Source organism: Halogranum gelatinilyticum, from assembly GCF_900103715.1.
Lineage (GTDB): Archaea > Halobacteriota > Halobacteria > Halobacteriales > Haloferacaceae > Halogranum > Halogranum gelatinilyticum.
Map to the genome: position 1 here is coordinate 308,563 of NZ_FNHL01000002.1, position 15,263 is coordinate 323,825.

At 67.3% G+C, this 15,263-nt stretch carries 16 protein-coding genes; 9 read left to right on the top strand and 7 right to left on the bottom strand.

What is annotated here, in order from left to right:
- Positions 1-115 precede the first annotated feature (115 nt).
- The 3 genes from BLR57_RS08120 (at position 116) to BLR57_RS08130 (ending at position 3,089) form a co-directional block, all read left to right on the top strand.
- Entirely contained in the window at positions 116-1,129 is a 1,014-nt protein-coding gene (locus BLR57_RS08120) for a hypothetical protein (protein WP_089696452.1), read from the top strand.
- A complete protein-coding gene (locus BLR57_RS08125; protein ID WP_089696454.1) occupies positions 1,126-2,304 on the top strand; it encodes an inorganic phosphate transporter in 1,179 nt (392 codons plus the stop codon). The genes BLR57_RS08120 and BLR57_RS08125 overlap by 4 nt, the downstream gene beginning before the upstream one ends.
- Positions 2,305-2,378: 74 nt before the next feature.
- Positions 2,379-3,089 carry a fumarylacetoacetate hydrolase family protein gene (locus BLR57_RS08130; protein WP_089696457.1) on the top strand — a complete coding sequence of 237 codons (711 nt, stop codon included), beginning with the start codon at positions 2,379-2,381 and terminating at the stop codon, positions 3,087-3,089.
- Between the two features lie 5 nt (positions 3,090-3,094).
- Here the strand turns inward: BLR57_RS08130 and BLR57_RS08135 are convergent, their stop codons facing one another.
- Positions 3,095-4,057 carry a D-2-hydroxyacid dehydrogenase gene (locus BLR57_RS08135; RefSeq protein WP_089696460.1) on the bottom strand — a complete coding sequence of 321 codons (963 nt, stop codon included), beginning with the start codon at positions 4,055-4,057 and terminating at the stop codon, positions 3,095-3,097.
- 114 nt (positions 4,058-4,171) lie between these two features.
- Here BLR57_RS08135 and BLR57_RS08140 point away from each other — a divergent pair, with 114 nt between their 5' ends.
- Positions 4,172-5,416 carry an MFS transporter gene (locus tag BLR57_RS08140; protein ID WP_089696463.1) on the top strand — a complete coding sequence of 415 codons (1,245 nt, stop codon included), beginning with the start codon at positions 4,172-4,174 and terminating at the stop codon, positions 5,414-5,416.
- A gap of 77 nt (positions 5,417-5,493) precedes the next feature.
- A complete protein-coding gene (locus BLR57_RS08145) occupies positions 5,494-6,891 on the top strand; it encodes an NAD(P)/FAD-dependent oxidoreductase (RefSeq protein ID WP_089696467.1) in 1,398 nt (465 codons plus the stop codon).
- A 152-nt stretch (positions 6,892-7,043) separates the two neighbouring features.
- On the opposite strand, the gene BLR57_RS08150 is transcribed toward BLR57_RS08145, so the two are convergent.
- The 6 genes from BLR57_RS08150 to BLR57_RS08175 all read right to left on the bottom strand — a co-directional run bounded on the left by BLR57_RS08150 (position 7,044) and on the right by BLR57_RS08175 (position 11,113).
- The gene (locus BLR57_RS08150) at positions 7,044-7,238 is read right to left on the bottom strand and encodes a 30S ribosomal protein S17e (RefSeq protein WP_089696472.1); all 195 of its coding nucleotides are present in this window, start codon (positions 7,236-7,238) and stop codon (positions 7,044-7,046) included.
- A gap of 55 nt (positions 7,239-7,293) precedes the next feature.
- Positions 7,294-7,896 carry a DUF447 domain-containing protein gene (locus tag BLR57_RS08155; protein WP_089696476.1) on the bottom strand — a complete coding sequence of 201 codons (603 nt, stop codon included), beginning with the start codon at positions 7,894-7,896 and terminating at the stop codon, positions 7,294-7,296.
- Complete coding sequence (locus BLR57_RS08160; protein WP_089696479.1) at positions 7,893-8,753, bottom strand: triphosphoribosyl-dephospho-CoA synthase; 861 nt, start codon at positions 8,751-8,753, stop codon at positions 7,893-7,895. The genes BLR57_RS08155 and BLR57_RS08160 overlap by 4 nt, the downstream gene beginning before the upstream one ends.
- The gene (locus tag BLR57_RS08165; RefSeq protein ID WP_089696482.1) at positions 8,750-9,526 is read right to left on the bottom strand and encodes a tRNA-dihydrouridine synthase; all 777 of its coding nucleotides are present in this window, start codon (positions 9,524-9,526) and stop codon (positions 8,750-8,752) included. The genes BLR57_RS08160 and BLR57_RS08165 overlap by 4 nt, the downstream gene beginning before the upstream one ends.
- Positions 9,526-10,542, bottom strand: a complete 1,017-nt coding sequence (cofD, locus tag BLR57_RS08170; protein ID WP_089696484.1) for a 2-phospho-L-lactate transferase — start codon at positions 10,540-10,542, stop codon at positions 9,526-9,528. Before cofD ends, BLR57_RS08165 begins: the two co-directional genes overlap by 1 nt.
- 61 nt (positions 10,543-10,603) lie before the next feature.
- Positions 10,604-11,113 (bottom strand): hypothetical protein, encoded by a 510-nt coding sequence (locus tag BLR57_RS08175; protein WP_089696487.1) that lies wholly within the window; start codon positions 11,111-11,113, stop codon positions 10,604-10,606.
- 79 nt (positions 11,114-11,192) lie between these two features.
- On the opposite strand from BLR57_RS08175, the gene BLR57_RS08180 reads away from it, so the two are divergent.
- The 4 genes from BLR57_RS08180 (at position 11,193) to BLR57_RS08195 (ending at position 15,223) form a co-directional block, all read left to right on the top strand.
- Positions 11,193-12,401 carry an HD domain-containing protein gene (locus tag BLR57_RS08180; RefSeq protein WP_089696489.1) on the top strand — a complete coding sequence of 403 codons (1,209 nt, stop codon included), beginning with the start codon at positions 11,193-11,195 and terminating at the stop codon, positions 12,399-12,401.
- 56 nt (positions 12,402-12,457) lie between these two features.
- A complete protein-coding gene (locus BLR57_RS08185) occupies positions 12,458-12,835 on the top strand; it encodes a hypothetical protein (protein ID WP_089696493.1) in 378 nt (125 codons plus the stop codon).
- A 51-nt stretch (positions 12,836-12,886) separates the two neighbouring features.
- Positions 12,887-14,110, top strand: coding sequence for an HD domain-containing protein (locus BLR57_RS08190; RefSeq protein WP_089696497.1), 1,224 nt, complete (start codon positions 12,887-12,889; stop codon positions 14,108-14,110).
- Between the two features lie 99 nt (positions 14,111-14,209).
- Positions 14,210-15,223: an amidohydrolase family protein gene (locus BLR57_RS08195; RefSeq protein ID WP_089696500.1), complete on the top strand. Its 1,014-nt coding sequence runs from the start codon at positions 14,210-14,212 to the stop codon at positions 15,221-15,223.
- Positions 15,224-15,263: the final 40 nt, after the last annotated feature.

Below are 15,263 nucleotides of genomic sequence, written 5' to 3' on the forward strand. Positions count from 1 at the left end.
TGGTCTTTGCCAAATTACTTGAGCGAGCGCAGTTTATAATCCGTATGAGTTTTTTCACAGTTATTGAGTCCCGGTCCGTTCTTTGCAGGCAGATGGCCTTCGACCTGGGTGGGTCGTGAACCCGAGTCGCGTCGACTCCATCGTCGACTTGACCTACGGGCTGTTGATCGCGATTTCGGTCGGGCTGATCGTCGTCGCCGGAAACGCCATCGGGCTGGCGTTCGGGTTCGGGGTGCTGGTCTCCTACGTCCTCCATGTCGTCTGGAAGATGGCCCGGTTCGACCCGAACTGGATGACGACGGCCGTCAAGGAGACTGTCGAGGAGACCGTCAACGAGACCGTCGAAAAGACGGTTGGTGAGACGGTGGAGAAGACGGTCGACGAGAAAGTCGGAGAGACGGTGGAGAAAACCGTCGGCGAGACGGTAGAGAAGACAGTCGACGAGAAGGTCGGCGAGACGGTCGAAAAGACTGTCGGCGAGACAGTCGAGAAAACGGTCGGAGAGACGGTGGAGAAAACCGTCGGCGAGACGGTAGAGAAGACAGTCGACGAGAAGGTCGGCGAGACGGTGGAGAAAACCGTCGGCGAGACCGTCGAAGAGACGGTAGAGAAGACAGTCGACGAAAAGGTTGGAGAGACAGTCGAGAAAACGGTCGGCGAAACTGTCGAAGAGACGGTGGAGAAGACAGTTGACGAGAAGGTCGGCGAAACGGTGGAGAAAACAGTCGGCGAGACTGTCGAGAAGACCGTCGGAGAGACGGTGGAGAAGACTGTCGACGAGAAGGTCGGCGAGACGGTGGAGAAGACAGTTGGCGAGACGGTGGAGAAGACCGTCGAAGAGAAGGTCGGCGAGACGGTGGAGAAGACTGTCGAAGAGAAGGTCGACGAGACGGTGGAGAAGACTGTGGGAGAAAAAGTCGACGAGACTGTCGAGAAGACCGTCGAAGAGAAGGTCGACGAAACGGTCGAGCGGACCCTGGAAGAACAGAAAGCGGCCGAGCGTGCGGACGGTGACGCGGACGAGGCTGCCGACGACGAAGCCAAAGACAACGAGGCCGACGACGACGAGACCGAGGACAACGAAGCCAAAGACAACGGAACCGACGACGACGAGACTGAGGATCGATGAGCAGCGTACTCCTCGTCGCTGGCGTCGTCGTCGCGATGTTCGTCGCCTACAACATCGGCGGCTCGACCACGGGACCGGCGTTCGGGCCTGCCGTCGGTGCCGACGCGATCTCGAAGCCCGTCGCCGCGGGGCTGATGGGTGTGTTCTTCTTCATCGGTGCCTGGACGCTCGGGCGAAACGTGGTGACGAAACTCGGCAGTGAACTGGTCGTCGACACCGGGGTCTTCACGCTCGAAGCTTCCATCGCGGTGCTCTTCTTCATCGGCATCGCCCTGTTGGTCGGCAACGTCTTCGGCGTCCCGGCCTCGACCTCGATGACCGCGGTGGGTGCGATCGCCGGTCTCGGGCTGGCCGGTGGCGTGCTGGACTTCGCTGTGATGGGAGAGATCGTCGTCTGGTGGGTCGTCTCGCCCATCATCGGCTTTTGGGTCTCGCTGATCATCGGCCGGTACTTCTACGCTCGGCTGAACGAGATGGTCGCGATGGAGCGGAGTACGGGCCCGCTGTTCGACATCGACCGCTCGGGGCTGATTCCCATCCCGCGGGTCCACCGGACGACCAACCGCCGGGAGCTGGGCGGGACCTTCACGGTCGTCGCCATCGGCTGTCTGATGGCCTTCTCCTCGGGCACTTCGAACATCGCCAACGCGGTCGCACCGCTGGTCGGCAGCGGCGAACTGGCGATGAACCCGGCCATCATCTTCGGCGGCGTCGCCGTCACCATCGGCGCGTTCACCATCGCCCGACGAACCCTGGAGACGATGGGCAGCGACATCACGGAACTCCCCCTGACTGCCGCCATCGTCGTCGCGTCGGTCTCCTCGACGCTGGTGGTCTTCCTCTCGGCACTCGGCATCCCCGCGAGCTTCGTCATCATCGCGACGATGTCGATTGTCGGGCTGGGCTGGGGCCGTGCGACCCGACCGCTGACCGCGCCCGAAGTCGTCACCGGCGACGGCGGCGCACGGGTCACGGTCGACGCGCTGGCGGCCGACGAGGAGGGTGAACCGCTCCCCCCGATCGGTGCCGAGGACGTCGACGACATCCCCAGTCCGGGGGCACTGTTCAACCCCGTGACGACCGCCCGCGTCGTCCTGATGCAGAACGTCGTGCCTGCCATCGCGACGGTTGGCTCCTATCTCGCCTTCCGGTTCGTCCCGATCTTCGGGTTCTGAGCCGAGGCGACCCGCCTCACTCGGTGGCCGACGGACCCCCACAGCTTTCTGTCCGACTCCACCAACCACCAGCCATGAGACGTGCGCGTATCCAGACCCCCGAGGGACCACGTGAAGGCGAATACCGCGACGGCGTCGTCGTCACCGACGATGGCGAGTACGTCGTCGGCGACGACGGCCCGCTGCTCGCGCCGTGTGAGCCGTCGGCACTCTACTGCGTCGGCCGGAACTACGCGGCCACGTTGGAACAGATGGAGTACGAGCGGCCGGAGGAACCGGACTTCTTCATCAAGCCTCCCGCATCCGTTATCGCCCACGAGGAACCAATCCCGTACCCCGAGTTCACCGAGGAACTCACCTACGCGGGCGAGCTGGTCGCCGTCATCGACGACACCTGCCACGACTTCTCGCCGGAGGAGGCTCCCGACCATATCCGTGGCTACACGATAATGAACGACGTCGACGCGCTGGACCAACAGGGCCGCACGGCCAGAAAGGCGTTCGACGGCTCGGCTCCGCTCGGCCCGTGGCTGGAGACGGACCTCGACCCGCGAAGCATCGATATGCACACCGACGTCAGCGGCGAGCGTCGCCAAGAGGCCAACACCGAGTTGATGCTGTTCGGCCCGTACGAGGTCGTCTCGTATCTCTCGAAGCGCTTTACCTTTCGGCCGGGCGACGCCATCGCGTTCGGTAGTCCGGCGAATCCGGGCACCGTCGAACCCGGCGACGTGATCGAGATTACCTACGATGGAGTCGGGACGTTGCGGAACGAAGTCGTCTAGTTCTCTTAGTTTACCTGGTTCTCCAGGTCCTCATAGCTCCCCGTCTCCTCGACCTGTTCGACGTTGCGCGCGAGGATGTCGGCGAGCCGTTCCCAGTAGTTCGGGGTGTGTCCGGCGTTGTGCGGCGTGATGAGCACGTTGTCGAAGGTCCAGAGGTCGTGGTCCGAGGGGAGCGGTTCGGGGTCGGTGACGTCGAGTGCGGCACCCCGGATGGCGTTGCCCTTGAGCGCGGAGACGAGGTCGTCGGTGTCGACGATGGGACCGCGGCCGATGTTGACGAGGACGCTCTCGGGCTTCATCGTCTTGAACGCGTTCGCGTCGAACATCCCCTCCGTCGCGTCGGTCAGGGGGGCCGCGATGACGACGTAGTCCGAGACGGCGAGTGCCTCGTGAAGCTCGTCGAAGCCGAGAATCTCGTCGGCAGGGCCACCCTTCTCGGGGCTGTAGCGGACGCCGACCGTGTGGACGCCGAAGGCGTCGAGGCGGTCGAGGACGGTCTGGCCGATCGCGCCGAGACCGACGACCGAGACGGTGCTTCCCTGGAGTTCGTGCGTTTCGAAAGAACGCCACTCGGTCCGTTCCTTCTGACGCCACGCGGTGTGGAAGCCGCGGGTGAAGCTCAGGATGGCCCCGAGGACGTGTTCGGCGATGTTCGGCCCGTGGACGCCTGAGGCGTTGGTGACGGCGACGCCGTGCTCCTCCAGTGCGTCCATCGGGAGATGGCCCGTGCCGGCGAACGAGCAGGCGAAGAGCTGCAGGTTCTCGGCGTCGTCGAGCAGTTTCGCGGGCACGTTGAAGCCGGCCGCAATCTCGGCTTCCTTCAGCAGTTCGCGCTCCTCTGCCGGCGTCTGCCCGTAGACGATGTTCTTCTCTGGTAGCCGCTCGCGCAGTGCGTCGATGTAGCCGTCGGCGGACATCCCGTGGATCTTCTGTCGCAGGACCGCGATGTCGACATCGGAGTCGGTCATGCGTGGCAGTTACACGGTAGGGGTTAAGATAGCACCTCATTCGGCAGCGTCTTCGCGGTCTCTCTCGGAGCGCTTTCGAGAGACGTTTAGGGCCGATTACCGTAGCCCCCGACAGTGACCCTTCGCGACCGCCTCGTCGTCACCGTCGCCGCCGCCACCCGCTTCGGCAGCGGCATCCTGATGGGGACGGCACTCGGCTTCTACATCGGTGACGGCGGCGGCTCGGACCTCGCTGCCGCGCTCGTCTACACCGCGTACTTCGCGGGCATGATGCTCTTTGCCCCCTTCTGGGGGGCCGTCGCCGACGTGACCGGCCGCCGCCGGGCCGTCCTCGTCGCGACCGGCGTCGGCGCGACGCTGGCCGTCCTCCCGCTCGTCGCCGTCGAGGCGACGTGGGCGTTCGTCGGCCTCCGGGGGCTGTACGCCGCCTTTGCCGCCGCGTTCCCGCCCGTGATGCTCACCGTCGTCAGCGCGAGCGGCGGCGACTCTGGCCGTGGCCGTGCGGTCGGCTTCTTCAACAGTGCTCGCGCGGTCGGCTTCACCGGCGGCCAGCTCACCGCGGGCGCGCTGCTCGGACTCTTCGTTCCGGATTCGCTGTTTCTCGTCATCGCCGGTGTGAGTCTCGTCTCCACTATCGCTGTCGTTTTCCTCACTGACAACGCCCCCAAACCGGACGCCGACCCGACCGTGGCCGAAGTCGCCAGCGAGGTCAGAGAGCGGCTCTTCCCCGCCGTCGGCGACCGCGCCCATCTGGAGACAAATGGACTCAAATGGCTCTACGTCGCGCTCGCGCTCCGGAACATGACCGTCCTCGGCGTGATGTCGCTGATGCCGGTCTACCTCCCGCAGTCGCTCGGTCTCTCGGCGTTCCTGATGGGTGTCGTCCTCGCGCTCAACCCCGGCGGACAGGCCGTCTTCATGCTCCTCTTCGGCCGTGTCGCCGACGTCACGGGACGCAAACGGCTCATCACGCTCGGGATGGCCGGGAGCGCGCTGTTCGCGCTGGTGGCCGCGGCGGCGACACTCCCGGCGTCGCCGACCGTGCGGTTCGCCGTCGCCGTCGTCGCCTTCCTGCTCATCGCCGCGTCGTTCTCGGCGATGACGACCGGCGCGCTGGCGTTCATCGGCGACGTCGCGCCCGCCGACCGCGAGTCCGAACTGATGGGGCTGCGGACGACGGCGAAGGGCGTCGGCGGCGTCCTCGGCCCGGTGCTCGTCGGCGGTCTCGCGCTCGTCGTCTCGAAGGAGGTCGCGTTCGTCGTCGGCGCGGTGCCCGGTCTCGTCGCGACGGCCATCGTCGCCGCCACGCTCGTCGAGAGCTACGGCGCGCGGGCCGGAGTCCCGTTCCTCGGTGACTGACCGCGCGCGGAGGACAGAACCCCGCGGCGACGCGACGTTCCGGACCTTTAATAGCCCAGTGCTGCCGGTAACAGAGTATGAAGCGCGTTGACGTGGCAATCGTCGGTGGCGGGCCTGCCGGGTCCGCAGCGGCACACGCCGCCGCCACGGCCGGTGCGGACGCCCTCGTCTTCGAGAAGGGCGTTCCGCGCGCGGACCGCGAGCGACTGGGACCGGACTCGACTGACGCGGCGGGTATCCTCGACTACTGGGTCGACATCATGGGTATCCACCCCGACGAGTTCCCCGACGACGTCGTCTTACACGAGTTGGACCGCGCCGAGTTCATCGGCCCGAACGAATCGCTGACGATGCGGACGACCGGCATCGAGTCGTCGTACGACCACTTCGGGTACGCGATGCAGCGCGCCCGCTTCGACGACTTCCTCCGCGACCGCGCCGAGGACGCCGGTGCCGAATATCGGGTCAAGGCCTCGGTCAAGGACGTCGAGACCGACCTCACGGCCTCCGGCACCGAGGACGACCCCCGACACGTCCTCACGCTCGCCGACAAGTCGACGGTCGGTGCGGACTTCATCGTCCTCGCCGACGGTCCCCAGCGCACGGTCACCAACAAGGTGCTCGACCGGTTCCTGCCGGGTGACAAGCAGGCCTCGGAAATCATGGCCTCGGTAAAGGCCAACCACATCGCCTACCAGGAACACCGCGAGTTCCCCGAGGAGGTCTTCGAGGAGGTCGCCGGTGCCATCATGTTCTGGTGGGGCTATATGCCCGGCCATACGGCCTATCCGTGGGTCTTCCCGAACGACAACAACGTCGCCCGCGTGGGCCTGACGATGCCCATCGGGATGGACATCGACGAGGTCGAAGACCGCGAGAAGTACGCGCTGCTCCACGAGGACGACGAACGCATTCCTTCTGGGAGTGTCTACATCGAACGGCTGCTCGAACATCTCTGGGGCGACGAGTACGACATCGACGAGGACTTCCCGGTCGTCGAAGACCGCGGCAAGTCGAAGGGGACCGAGACGTATCCCATCTCCTCGACGCGACCCATCGACTCGCCGGTCGACGCCGGGATCGCCGTCACCGGCGGCGCGATGGGTGCCACCTCGGCGTTCCACGAGGGCGGCGACCACGTCGCGGTCCGCACGGGCGCAATCGCTGGCGAACTTGCGGGCGAGGGCGACCTGAGCGAGTACAACAAGCGGTGGAAGGACGCCATCGGCGACGAAGTCCTGCGCAACGTCGCGATGGCCGAGTGCGTCCGCGGCTACGGTCCCGACAAGTGGGACTGGGCGTTCAAGACCGCGAACAAGCTCAAGGCCGACGACGACGGCTACAAACTGTTCAACACCTCGAAACTCGGCGCGGGGCTGAGCGCGGCCCGCCTCGTCGGCGGCTACCAGAAGACGAAGTTCAAGTACCGCAACGGCAAGTACGTCCAGATCAAAGAGAGCGACTACGACTACTGAGCGGCCGACGTCGGTGCTGTTCTCGCTGGCGGCTTCTTCGTTGACGTCGTTTCAGCTGTCGTCTTTCTCGCTGATTCGTCTCGCCACGACTCGACGACGACACTGTCGTCACTGCACGCTCGCTTCGGGAGAACTGAGAGAGACCAGACCGATTACGCTTCGACCGTCGCGCCGCCCTTCTTCCGCGTGACGTAGCCCGCGATGCGGTTACGAACCGGCTTCGACTCGACGTTCGTCAGCTTGCTCACGTTCTCTTTGTTCGTCTCGAAGTCCGTGTTGAACGCCTCCGGGTACCGCTCCAGCAGGAGAGTCCCCATCTGCTTGACGTACTTGGGCTTGATTGCCATGTCCAACAGTTCCCTAGAGAGCCACTAAAACGATTCGTTCCGTGTCGGCTCCAGCCTACTGCTCGCGGTAGCTCCGCCACTCGGTCTCCTCGGAGAGGGTCTCGAAGGCCTCGGCCTCCCGCGGCCCGCCGCACTTCTCGACAGTCTCCGCGAAGTACTCCAATCGGTTCACGAGGACCGCCGTGTCGAAGGCGGGCACGTCCAGCCGCGAACAGGCGACGGTCGCGTCGACGACAGCCGAAAAGCCCCGGTTGATGGTCGGCACGGACTCGCGGACGACCGCGCTCTCGACGGGCCGAAGCTCCCACCGCTCCCAGCGCGTCCCGCCCTCGGAACCTGCGTCGACCTGCGTGGCCTCCACCTCGACCCAGGCGTCCGCGCCGGGTAGCGTCGGTTCCTCTCGCTCGTGGATGGTCAGGGCGGCCGCGACGAACTCTCTGGGGTCCCCCGTGAACTGGACGACGCCGCCGCCTTGCCGGTGAAAGTTTCGGCGAGTTCGGGTGTTGCCCCACGTCGTCGCCGTCACCGGCGCTCCGTTCTCGCTCGGCGCGTGCAACCCCAACGCGGCGAAGTTCCACAAGTCGTTCGGCCCGAGCGTGGCGACGACTGATTCGGTGACGCCCCTGAGTTCCACGGGCCAGTCTCCAGTCTCGCTCATACTGGAAGCCCCCGCTCCAGCGCGACGAACAGTGCCGCGGCGGTGATGTCGGCCGTCGTCCCGGGGTTCAGTCCCTCGGCGACGAACTCGTCGGCCAGTCGCTCGACGGCCTCGGGGTCGCCCTGCACCTCGGCGGCGCGTCGGCTGACCTCGCGTGCGACCTCGGGACCGTGCTGGGTCGCGACGAGCGTGTCCGGTTCCTCGGCGAGCAGGTCGACGAAGGCCCGCGAGGCGCGGTCCAGCACCGGGCCGTCGTCCGCGAGGATGGACTCGGCCGTCGCGAAGGTCCGCGCGAAGCCGCCGGTCCACTCGCGGGCGTTGCCGTCGCGCTCCTCGCTCATCGCCATCACGTCGGCGAGGGTCAGTCCACGCTCCTCCAGCGTCGGAATCGCCCCAGCCCCGCGGCGGACGTCGAGGTCGGGGGCGTCCGCCGGGGGGTCGTCGACCGCGACGTCGACGTGCTCGAAGGCACGGTAGAAGTCCGCCGCGTCGGCGACGGTGGTCGACTCGACGACTGCGGTCACACCTTCAGGCGTCAACTCATGGTCGTCGCTCGCGGCGGCTCTCACGAGCGTCACCAGTAAGAGCAGACAGCCGAACTGCGTGTTTCCCCCTCTTTGTTGGCTCATCCCAGCTACGCCGTGCTCGAACGCCTCGCCGACGCGCGCGCCCTCCTCGGCCAACTGGAGACCGCGGCGCGAGCCGACCGACCCGGCGAGGAAATGTTCGAACCGCAGGTCGTCCAGGTCGTGCGTGCGGTCGACGTTGCCGGGTTTGGGCGTCCCCGCGACTTCGAGCAGGAGCGCGAGTTCGGCGTGTTCGGCTGGCGAGAAGTCGCGGTCGCTCGTCGCCGTCACGGCGACGCCTCCGGTTCCGGTCGGTCCTCGCCCCCGCCAGCGAACCAGCCGTCGACGGCCGCACGGACCCGCCGGAGGACGGCTGGATTGTCGCTCGGCCGCCCGACACTCACCGCATCCGCGCCGTACTCGAGATACTCTCGAACGGTCGCTGCGTCGCGGACGCCGTTGTTCGCGACGACGAACAGGCCCGTCGCGTCGGCGACGTCGCCGACGACGGATTCCGAATCCATCGCGTCGATGTGGATGAGGTCTGCACCGGCGGCTTCGACCGCCTCCGCCGTCTCGACGAGGTCGACGCCGTCGACTTCGGCGCGGACCTTCACACTCACCGTCGCACCGGCGTCGACTGCGGCGGCGACGTACTCGGCGAGGCGGTCGGTGTCGCGCAGTAGCGACTCGCCGCAGCCGACGGCGCACAGCTCTTCCTGCCGGCAGTGGGCGTTGATTTCCAGTATCGCGTCGTGGTCGGCACAGACCGCCGCGGCGTCGGCGACGGGGCCGACCGTGGCACTTCGGACGTTGAAGCCGACGGTGAGCGACGAATCGGCGAGTTTTGAGAGCTCGCTGTCGACGAAGGCCAGCGGGTCGTCGGGCAGGAACTCGTCGCGGTCGCGGGCGACGAGTTCGCGGGCCGCCGCTCGCGACGCGTCGTCGAGTGCGATACCGCCGAGGAAGGCGGCTCCGGCGTACTCACTCCCCGCCCGTGCCCACGCCGCGTCGGCTTCGCCGGAGAGGCTGGCGAGCGCGAGCCGCGGCTCGAACCCGGCCATCAAGCGGCCTCCGCCCCGGCTGAGTCGGTCAATTCGGCCAACGCCTTGGCGACGGCGCGCGCGACCCGCTCGGCGTCCGCGGGACCGTCGATCTTCGTGTCGGTCCGGACGACCGGCCGGTCCAATTCGGTCCCGTCCGCGGTGTCGAGGACGAACGCGTCGGCGAAGGGGTAGGCCTCCGCGACGCCCGCCGTGCTCGCCTCGTAGCCGACAGCCTCCATCAGCTTCGCTGCCGGCCCGGAGAACACCTCGTCCTCGACGAACGGCGAGACGGCGACGACCGGCGTCTCGTGGAGTGCTCGCTCGACGCCCGGCAGTGCCAGCATCGGGCCGATGCTCGTCACCGGATTGGAGGGGCCCACGACGACCGGGTCGGCGAGCGCGTCGAGGGTCTCCGAGGAGGGGCGGGCCTCGTCGGCCCCGCGGAACTCCACGTCCTCGACGGCGGGGGCAGCACGCTCTGCGACCCAGAACTCCTGGAAATGCATCGCGCCCTCGTCGGTGTGGATGATACTTGCTACGGGGTCGTCCGACATCGGGACGAGGTCGACCGCGAGGTCGAAGGCGTCCGCGAGGATGCGTGTGACCTCGGTCAGCGAGTTGCCCTCGTCGAGGAGGCTGGTTCGGGTGACGTGAACTGCCCGGTCCTTGTCGCCGATCTCCATGAACTCCGCGACGCCCGAGAAGCGTCGCCAGCGGGCGATGTCGCGGCCCGCGACCTGTGCCTCGTCGTCGAGGTAGCGCGGCCCCGGTTCGAACCCCGCAGCGTCGGCGAGGCGGTGCAGTTCGGCGTTCGTCTCGGTGGTGTCGTCGGCGATGCCCCACCACCGGTCGGTGTCGAGGACGCCGCCGCCGTGAAAGAGCACGGTGTCGACGTCGGGGCAGACGAGCAGCCCTCCGAGTTCGACGTCGTCGCCGGAGTTGCCGACGACGGTCGTCTCGGCGGGGTCGAACACGTCTGCCGCGCCGTCGAGGAGCTTCGGCGTGCCCGTCCCGCCCGCGAGAAAGGTGACCATTGCCCCGTGGTTGTCCGCGGGGCGGTTTGTATCTGCCCCTCTCCGTGGTGCCACGACACACTCACGTCCGGAGTTTTGCCACCCCGAGCGCGACGGCTGTCGGTCCCAGGAAGACGACGAGTGCCAGCACCGTCCACGCCACGACGGCTTCGGTGCCCGTGAGGAAGGTGATGTTGTACCGCTGAAAGTCGCCAAAGACGACGAACAGCGAGGTGACCAGCGCGACGGGCAGGCCGACGGCGGCGTACCGGAGTGCTCGCTGACCGTCGAGGCCGCGGCGGACCAACACCCAGCGGGCCAGTCCGAACGGGAGCACCCACAGGATCCCGGCGGCCCCGACGACGATGACGCCGACGACGATGCCGACGTCGAGCGCGAGGAAGGAGGCGGCGACGACGAGGGCCGCAGCGAGGACACCGACCCCCGCACCCACGTAGGTGAGCGCCCGCGAGAAGGGGCGGACCCGACGCTCGAGGAGGAACGCCGCTGCGACGAATAGCACCGACCCGACGACTGCGCCGAGGAAGACGAAGATGACGAAAAGCCCCGCAGGGTTGTTGGTCACGGTCACCGCACACTATGGTCTGCTGACAGCATAACCTCTCTCCCCGTTCCGAAACACCAAACACCCGACACCACGCACCACGTCTATGACCGCCGTCAAGGACAGCGTCCACGACTACATCTCGCTCGACCCGCTCGCCCAGGACCTCGTCGACACCCCCGAGTTCCAACGACTCCGCCACATCAAACAGCTCTCCACCGTCCGGCTCGTCTACCCCTCTGCGAATCACACCCGCTTCGAGCACTCGCTCGGCGTCTACCATCTCGCCTCCCAGGCCCTCTCACATCTCGGTATCGACGGCGACCGCGCCGACCATCTCCGTGCCGCCGCGCTCCTCCACGACATCGGCCACGGTCCCTACGGCCACCAGACCGAGCACATCATCATGCGCCACACGGGGCTACACCACGACGAGATTGAGTGGCTCCTCACAGACCCCGAAGCGGGCCACCCGAACGGCGAACCCGCCACCCAGACAGTCCGCGACACCCTCGTCGACCACGGTCTCGACCCCGAGCGCGTCGCCGCCCACGTCCGCGGCGAGGGTGAACTCGGCCAGCTGGTCTCGGGCGAACTGGACGTCGACCGGATGGACTATCTCGTCCGCGACGCCCACCACACCGGCGTCCCCTACGGCACCATCGACACTGGACGGCTGGTCCGCGAACTCCGGTACAGCGCGGGCGAACTCGTGCTCGACGAGGGCAACGTCCAGACCGCCGAATCCCTCTTGCTCGCCCGCGGGCTGATGAACGGTATCGTCTACCGCCACCACGTCTCGCGCATCGCGGGGGCGATGCTCGAACGCGCCTCCGAGCGGCTCATCGCTCGCGACGACACTGTCGACATCGCGACCTTCCAGCGCATGGCCGACCACGACCTGCTCGTCGCGCTCCGCGAGCACGTCCCCGAACTCGGCCGCCGCATCGAACGCCGCGACCTCTACAAACGCGCCGTCTGGGCCGACCTCGCCGACGTTCCGGTCGACGTCGTCGACTGCTCTCACGAGGACGAACGCGCCGCCGAGCGCGAGATCGCCGACGCGGCAGGTATCGACCCCATCGAGGTCGTCGTCGACGTCCCTTCCCGGCCGAGTCTCAAGGAGTCGAACGCCCGCGTCGTCGTCGGCGGCGTCGTCCAGCGGCTCGAGGAGGCCTCCGAACTCGTCGGCGCGCTCCGCGACGCCGAACGCGCGCAGTGGCGACTCGGCGTCTACACGAAACGCGAGCACGTCGACCGGGTCGCCGACGCCGCTCGCGACGTGCTCGGCGTCCGTCTCGGCCGTACCGAGTAGCACTTCGCGACGCTCCGAGGGCTTTTGTCATCGTCAGGCGAAAGCACTCGCAAGCGATGCCCTCCACCGAAGCACCCGCAGAGACACACGAGGTCGAGACCGTCCACGGCTCGGTCGAGTACGAGACGGTCACCTGCAGCAACTGTCGACACGAGTTACAACCGGCCGAAGCGCTCCCGGTCGGCATCGGTCTTGAAGCGACGGACGACCACTTCATCGGCGATCAGACGCGAACTGCCTACACCGCGGCCGAGGTTCGACACCTCTGTACGCACTGCGCCGAGTCGACGCTCGGTTACGACGGGCCGCCGGGTCGGTTCGAAACTCTCACCGAGACGATTACGTCGCTCTCGACGCTCGAACGGGCACTGCTCGCTCTCGGGAGTCTCGCACTCGTCGGGCTGTTCGTGCTCAACCTCGCTGTCCTCGTCTGACGGCGACGGTTGCTCCCACGGTTTTTATCCGAGAACGCCAAACCCACCCCCATGCTCACCATCAAGGACAGCGTCCACGACCACATCGAGGTCGGGGGCGTCGCCGAAGCCCTCCTCGACACGCCGGAGATGCAGCGGCTCCGGCACATCAAGCAGCTGGGGACGGTCCAACTCGTCTACCCCTCCGCCAACCACACGCGCTTCGAGCACAGCCTCGGTGTCTACCATCTCGCGAACCGCGTGCTCTCGCATCTCGGCATCGAGGGCGTGCTGGCCGAGCGGATCCGCGCCGCCGCCCTGCTGCACGACGTCGGCCACGGACCCTACAGCCACAACATCGAGGCACTCACCCACCGCCACACGGGCAAGTACCACGACGACGTGGCGGAACTCCTGGCGAGTGGCCGCGTCGGCGACGTGCTCCGCGAGCACGACCTCGACCCCGCTGCCGTCGCCGACCTCGTCGCGGGCGAGGGGCAGTACGGCCAACTCGTCTCGGGTGAACTGGACGTCGACCGGATGGACTATCTCGTCCGCGACGCCCACCACACCGGCGTCCCCTACGGCACCATCGACACCGGACGGCTCGTCCGCGAACTGACCTTCGTCGACGGCCAGCTCGTCTTGGACGAAGGCAACGTCCAGACCGCCGAGTCGCTGCTGCTCGCGCGGGCACTGATGAATCCGACCGTCTACCAGCACCACGTCGCCCGTCTCTCGAAGGCGATGCTCCGCCGTGCCTCCGAGCGACTGCTGGAGGAGCCGGACATCTCCGCCGACCAACTCCGGCGGATGGACGACCACGACCTGCTCGCCAGCCTGCGGATGACCGGGCGTACCACGGAACTCGCGCGCCGCCTCGACGAGCGCGACCTCTACAAGCGCGGCGTCTGGGCCGAGCGCGAGGACGTGCCGGACGACGTGCTCGACCTCCCGCACGAGGAGATCCGCGAAATCGAGCGCGACGTCGCCAACGACGTCGGCGTCGAGCCTGACTCGGTCATCATCGACGTACCCGCAGAGCCGTCGATGAAGGAGTCATCCTCGCGGGTGATGGTCAACGGCGACGTCCGGCGGCTCGACCGCCAGTCGCCGCTGGTCAACGCGCTGCGGACGGCCCAACGCCAGCAGTGGCGGCTCGGCGTCTACGCACCCGGCGACGTCGCCGACGACGTGGGCGAGGCCGCTGTCGACGCGCTCGGTCTCGACATCGAGGGCGCGCTCGTCAACTACGTGCGCACCGGCCACCGAACGACGCTCGACCAGTTCGAATAGCGGGTCCAAGCGTGCTTGCGACGACCGCGCGACGACGTCGAGACGAGTCGTTGGGCGGCTTCGAGAGCTTCAAGCCGTTCGCGCTTCGTTCTCAGGACGATGATACTGGAGGGAACCGTCCTGCGCGGCCGGGACTTCGAGCCGGTCGAGGGACGCGTCGTCGTCGAGGACGGGACGATCATGGAAATCGAGGAAGCGTCGGTCGAGTCGACCGACGTCATCCTCCCGGCGTTCGTCAACGCCCACACCCACATCGGCGACTCCATCGCCAAGGAGGCCGGTGCGGGACTCTCGCTGGACGACCTCGTCGCGCCACCCGACGGGCTGAAACACCGCTTGCTCCGACAGGCCAGTGCCGAGGAGAAGATCGCGGCAATGCGTCGCTCGCTCGAATATATGCAGGCCGGTGGCCAGGCCGCCTTCCTCGAGTTCCGCGAGGGCGGTGTCGACGGTGTCGACGCCATCCACGACGCGCTGGACGGGCTGGACATCGAGGGCGTCGTCCTCGGCCGCGAGACGGAGGCCGCGATGGAGGCCGCCGACGGCTTCGGGGCGAGCGGTGCCCGCGACGCGGACTTCGACTATCTCCGCAACGCCACACGCGGCGCGGCCAAACTGTTCGGCATCCACGCCGGGGAGCGCGACTCCGCCGACATCAACCCCGCGCTCGACCTCGATCCGGACTTCCTGGTCCACATGGTCCACCCCAAGCCCCTCCACTTGGAGCGCGTCGAGGACAAGGGAATCCCCATCGTCGTCTGCCCGCGCTCGAACCTCGTCACGAACGTCGGCGTCCCGCCGCTGCGCGACCTCTTGGACCGCACGACCGTCGCGCTCGGCACCGACAACGTGATGCTCAACAGCCCGTCGATGTTCCGCGAGATGGAGTTCGCGAACAAGCTGACCGACGCGACGGCGAAAGAAGTCCTCCGGATGGCGACGGTCAACGGCGCGGAGATCGCGGAGCTGAACTGCGGACTCGTCGAACCCGGACGCGACGCCAAACTGCTCGTCCTCGACGGCGACACCGACAACCTCGCTGGCGCGCGGGACCTCGTCCGCGCGGTCGTCCGACGCGCTGGCCACGCCGACGTGAAGCGGGTCGTGCTCTGAGTCGGCGGCGTCTCTCCTTCTGACAGCCGCCACTGCGCGA

Bases quoted from the DNA above. Each gene is read 5' to 3' on its own strand.
- BLR57_RS08125 (WP_089696454.1), top strand. From the start codon at position 1,126: ATGAGCAGCGTACTCCTCGTCGCTGGCGTCGTCGTCGCGATGTTCGTC.
- BLR57_RS08130 (WP_089696457.1), top strand. From the start codon at position 2,379: ATGAGACGTGCGCGTATCCAGACCCCCGAGGGACCACGTGAAGGCGAA.
- BLR57_RS08135 (WP_089696460.1), bottom strand. From the start codon at position 4,057: ATGACCGACTCCGATGTCGACATCGCGGTCCTGCGACAGAAGATCCAC.
- BLR57_RS08145 (WP_089696467.1), top strand. From the start codon at position 5,494: ATGAAGCGCGTTGACGTGGCAATCGTCGGTGGCGGGCCTGCCGGGTCC.
- BLR57_RS08150 (WP_089696472.1), bottom strand. From the start codon at position 7,238: ATGGCAATCAAGCCCAAGTACGTCAAGCAGATGGGGACTCTCCTGCTG.
- BLR57_RS08155 (WP_089696476.1), bottom strand. From the start codon at position 7,896: ATGAGCGAGACTGGAGACTGGCCCGTGGAACTCAGGGGCGTCACCGAA.
- BLR57_RS08165 (WP_089696482.1), bottom strand. From the start codon at position 9,526: ATGGCCGGGTTCGAGCCGCGGCTCGCGCTCGCCAGCCTCTCCGGCGAA.
- cofD (WP_089696484.1), bottom strand. From the start codon at position 10,542: ATGGTCACCTTTCTCGCGGGCGGGACGGGCACGCCGAAGCTCCTCGAC.
- BLR57_RS08180 (WP_089696489.1), top strand. From the start codon at position 11,193: ATGACCGCCGTCAAGGACAGCGTCCACGACTACATCTCGCTCGACCCG.
- BLR57_RS08185 (WP_089696493.1), top strand. From the start codon at position 12,458: ATGCCCTCCACCGAAGCACCCGCAGAGACACACGAGGTCGAGACCGTC.
- BLR57_RS08190 (WP_089696497.1), top strand. From the start codon at position 12,887: ATGCTCACCATCAAGGACAGCGTCCACGACCACATCGAGGTCGGGGGC.
- BLR57_RS08195 (WP_089696500.1), top strand. From the start codon at position 14,210: ATGATACTGGAGGGAACCGTCCTGCGCGGCCGGGACTTCGAGCCGGTC.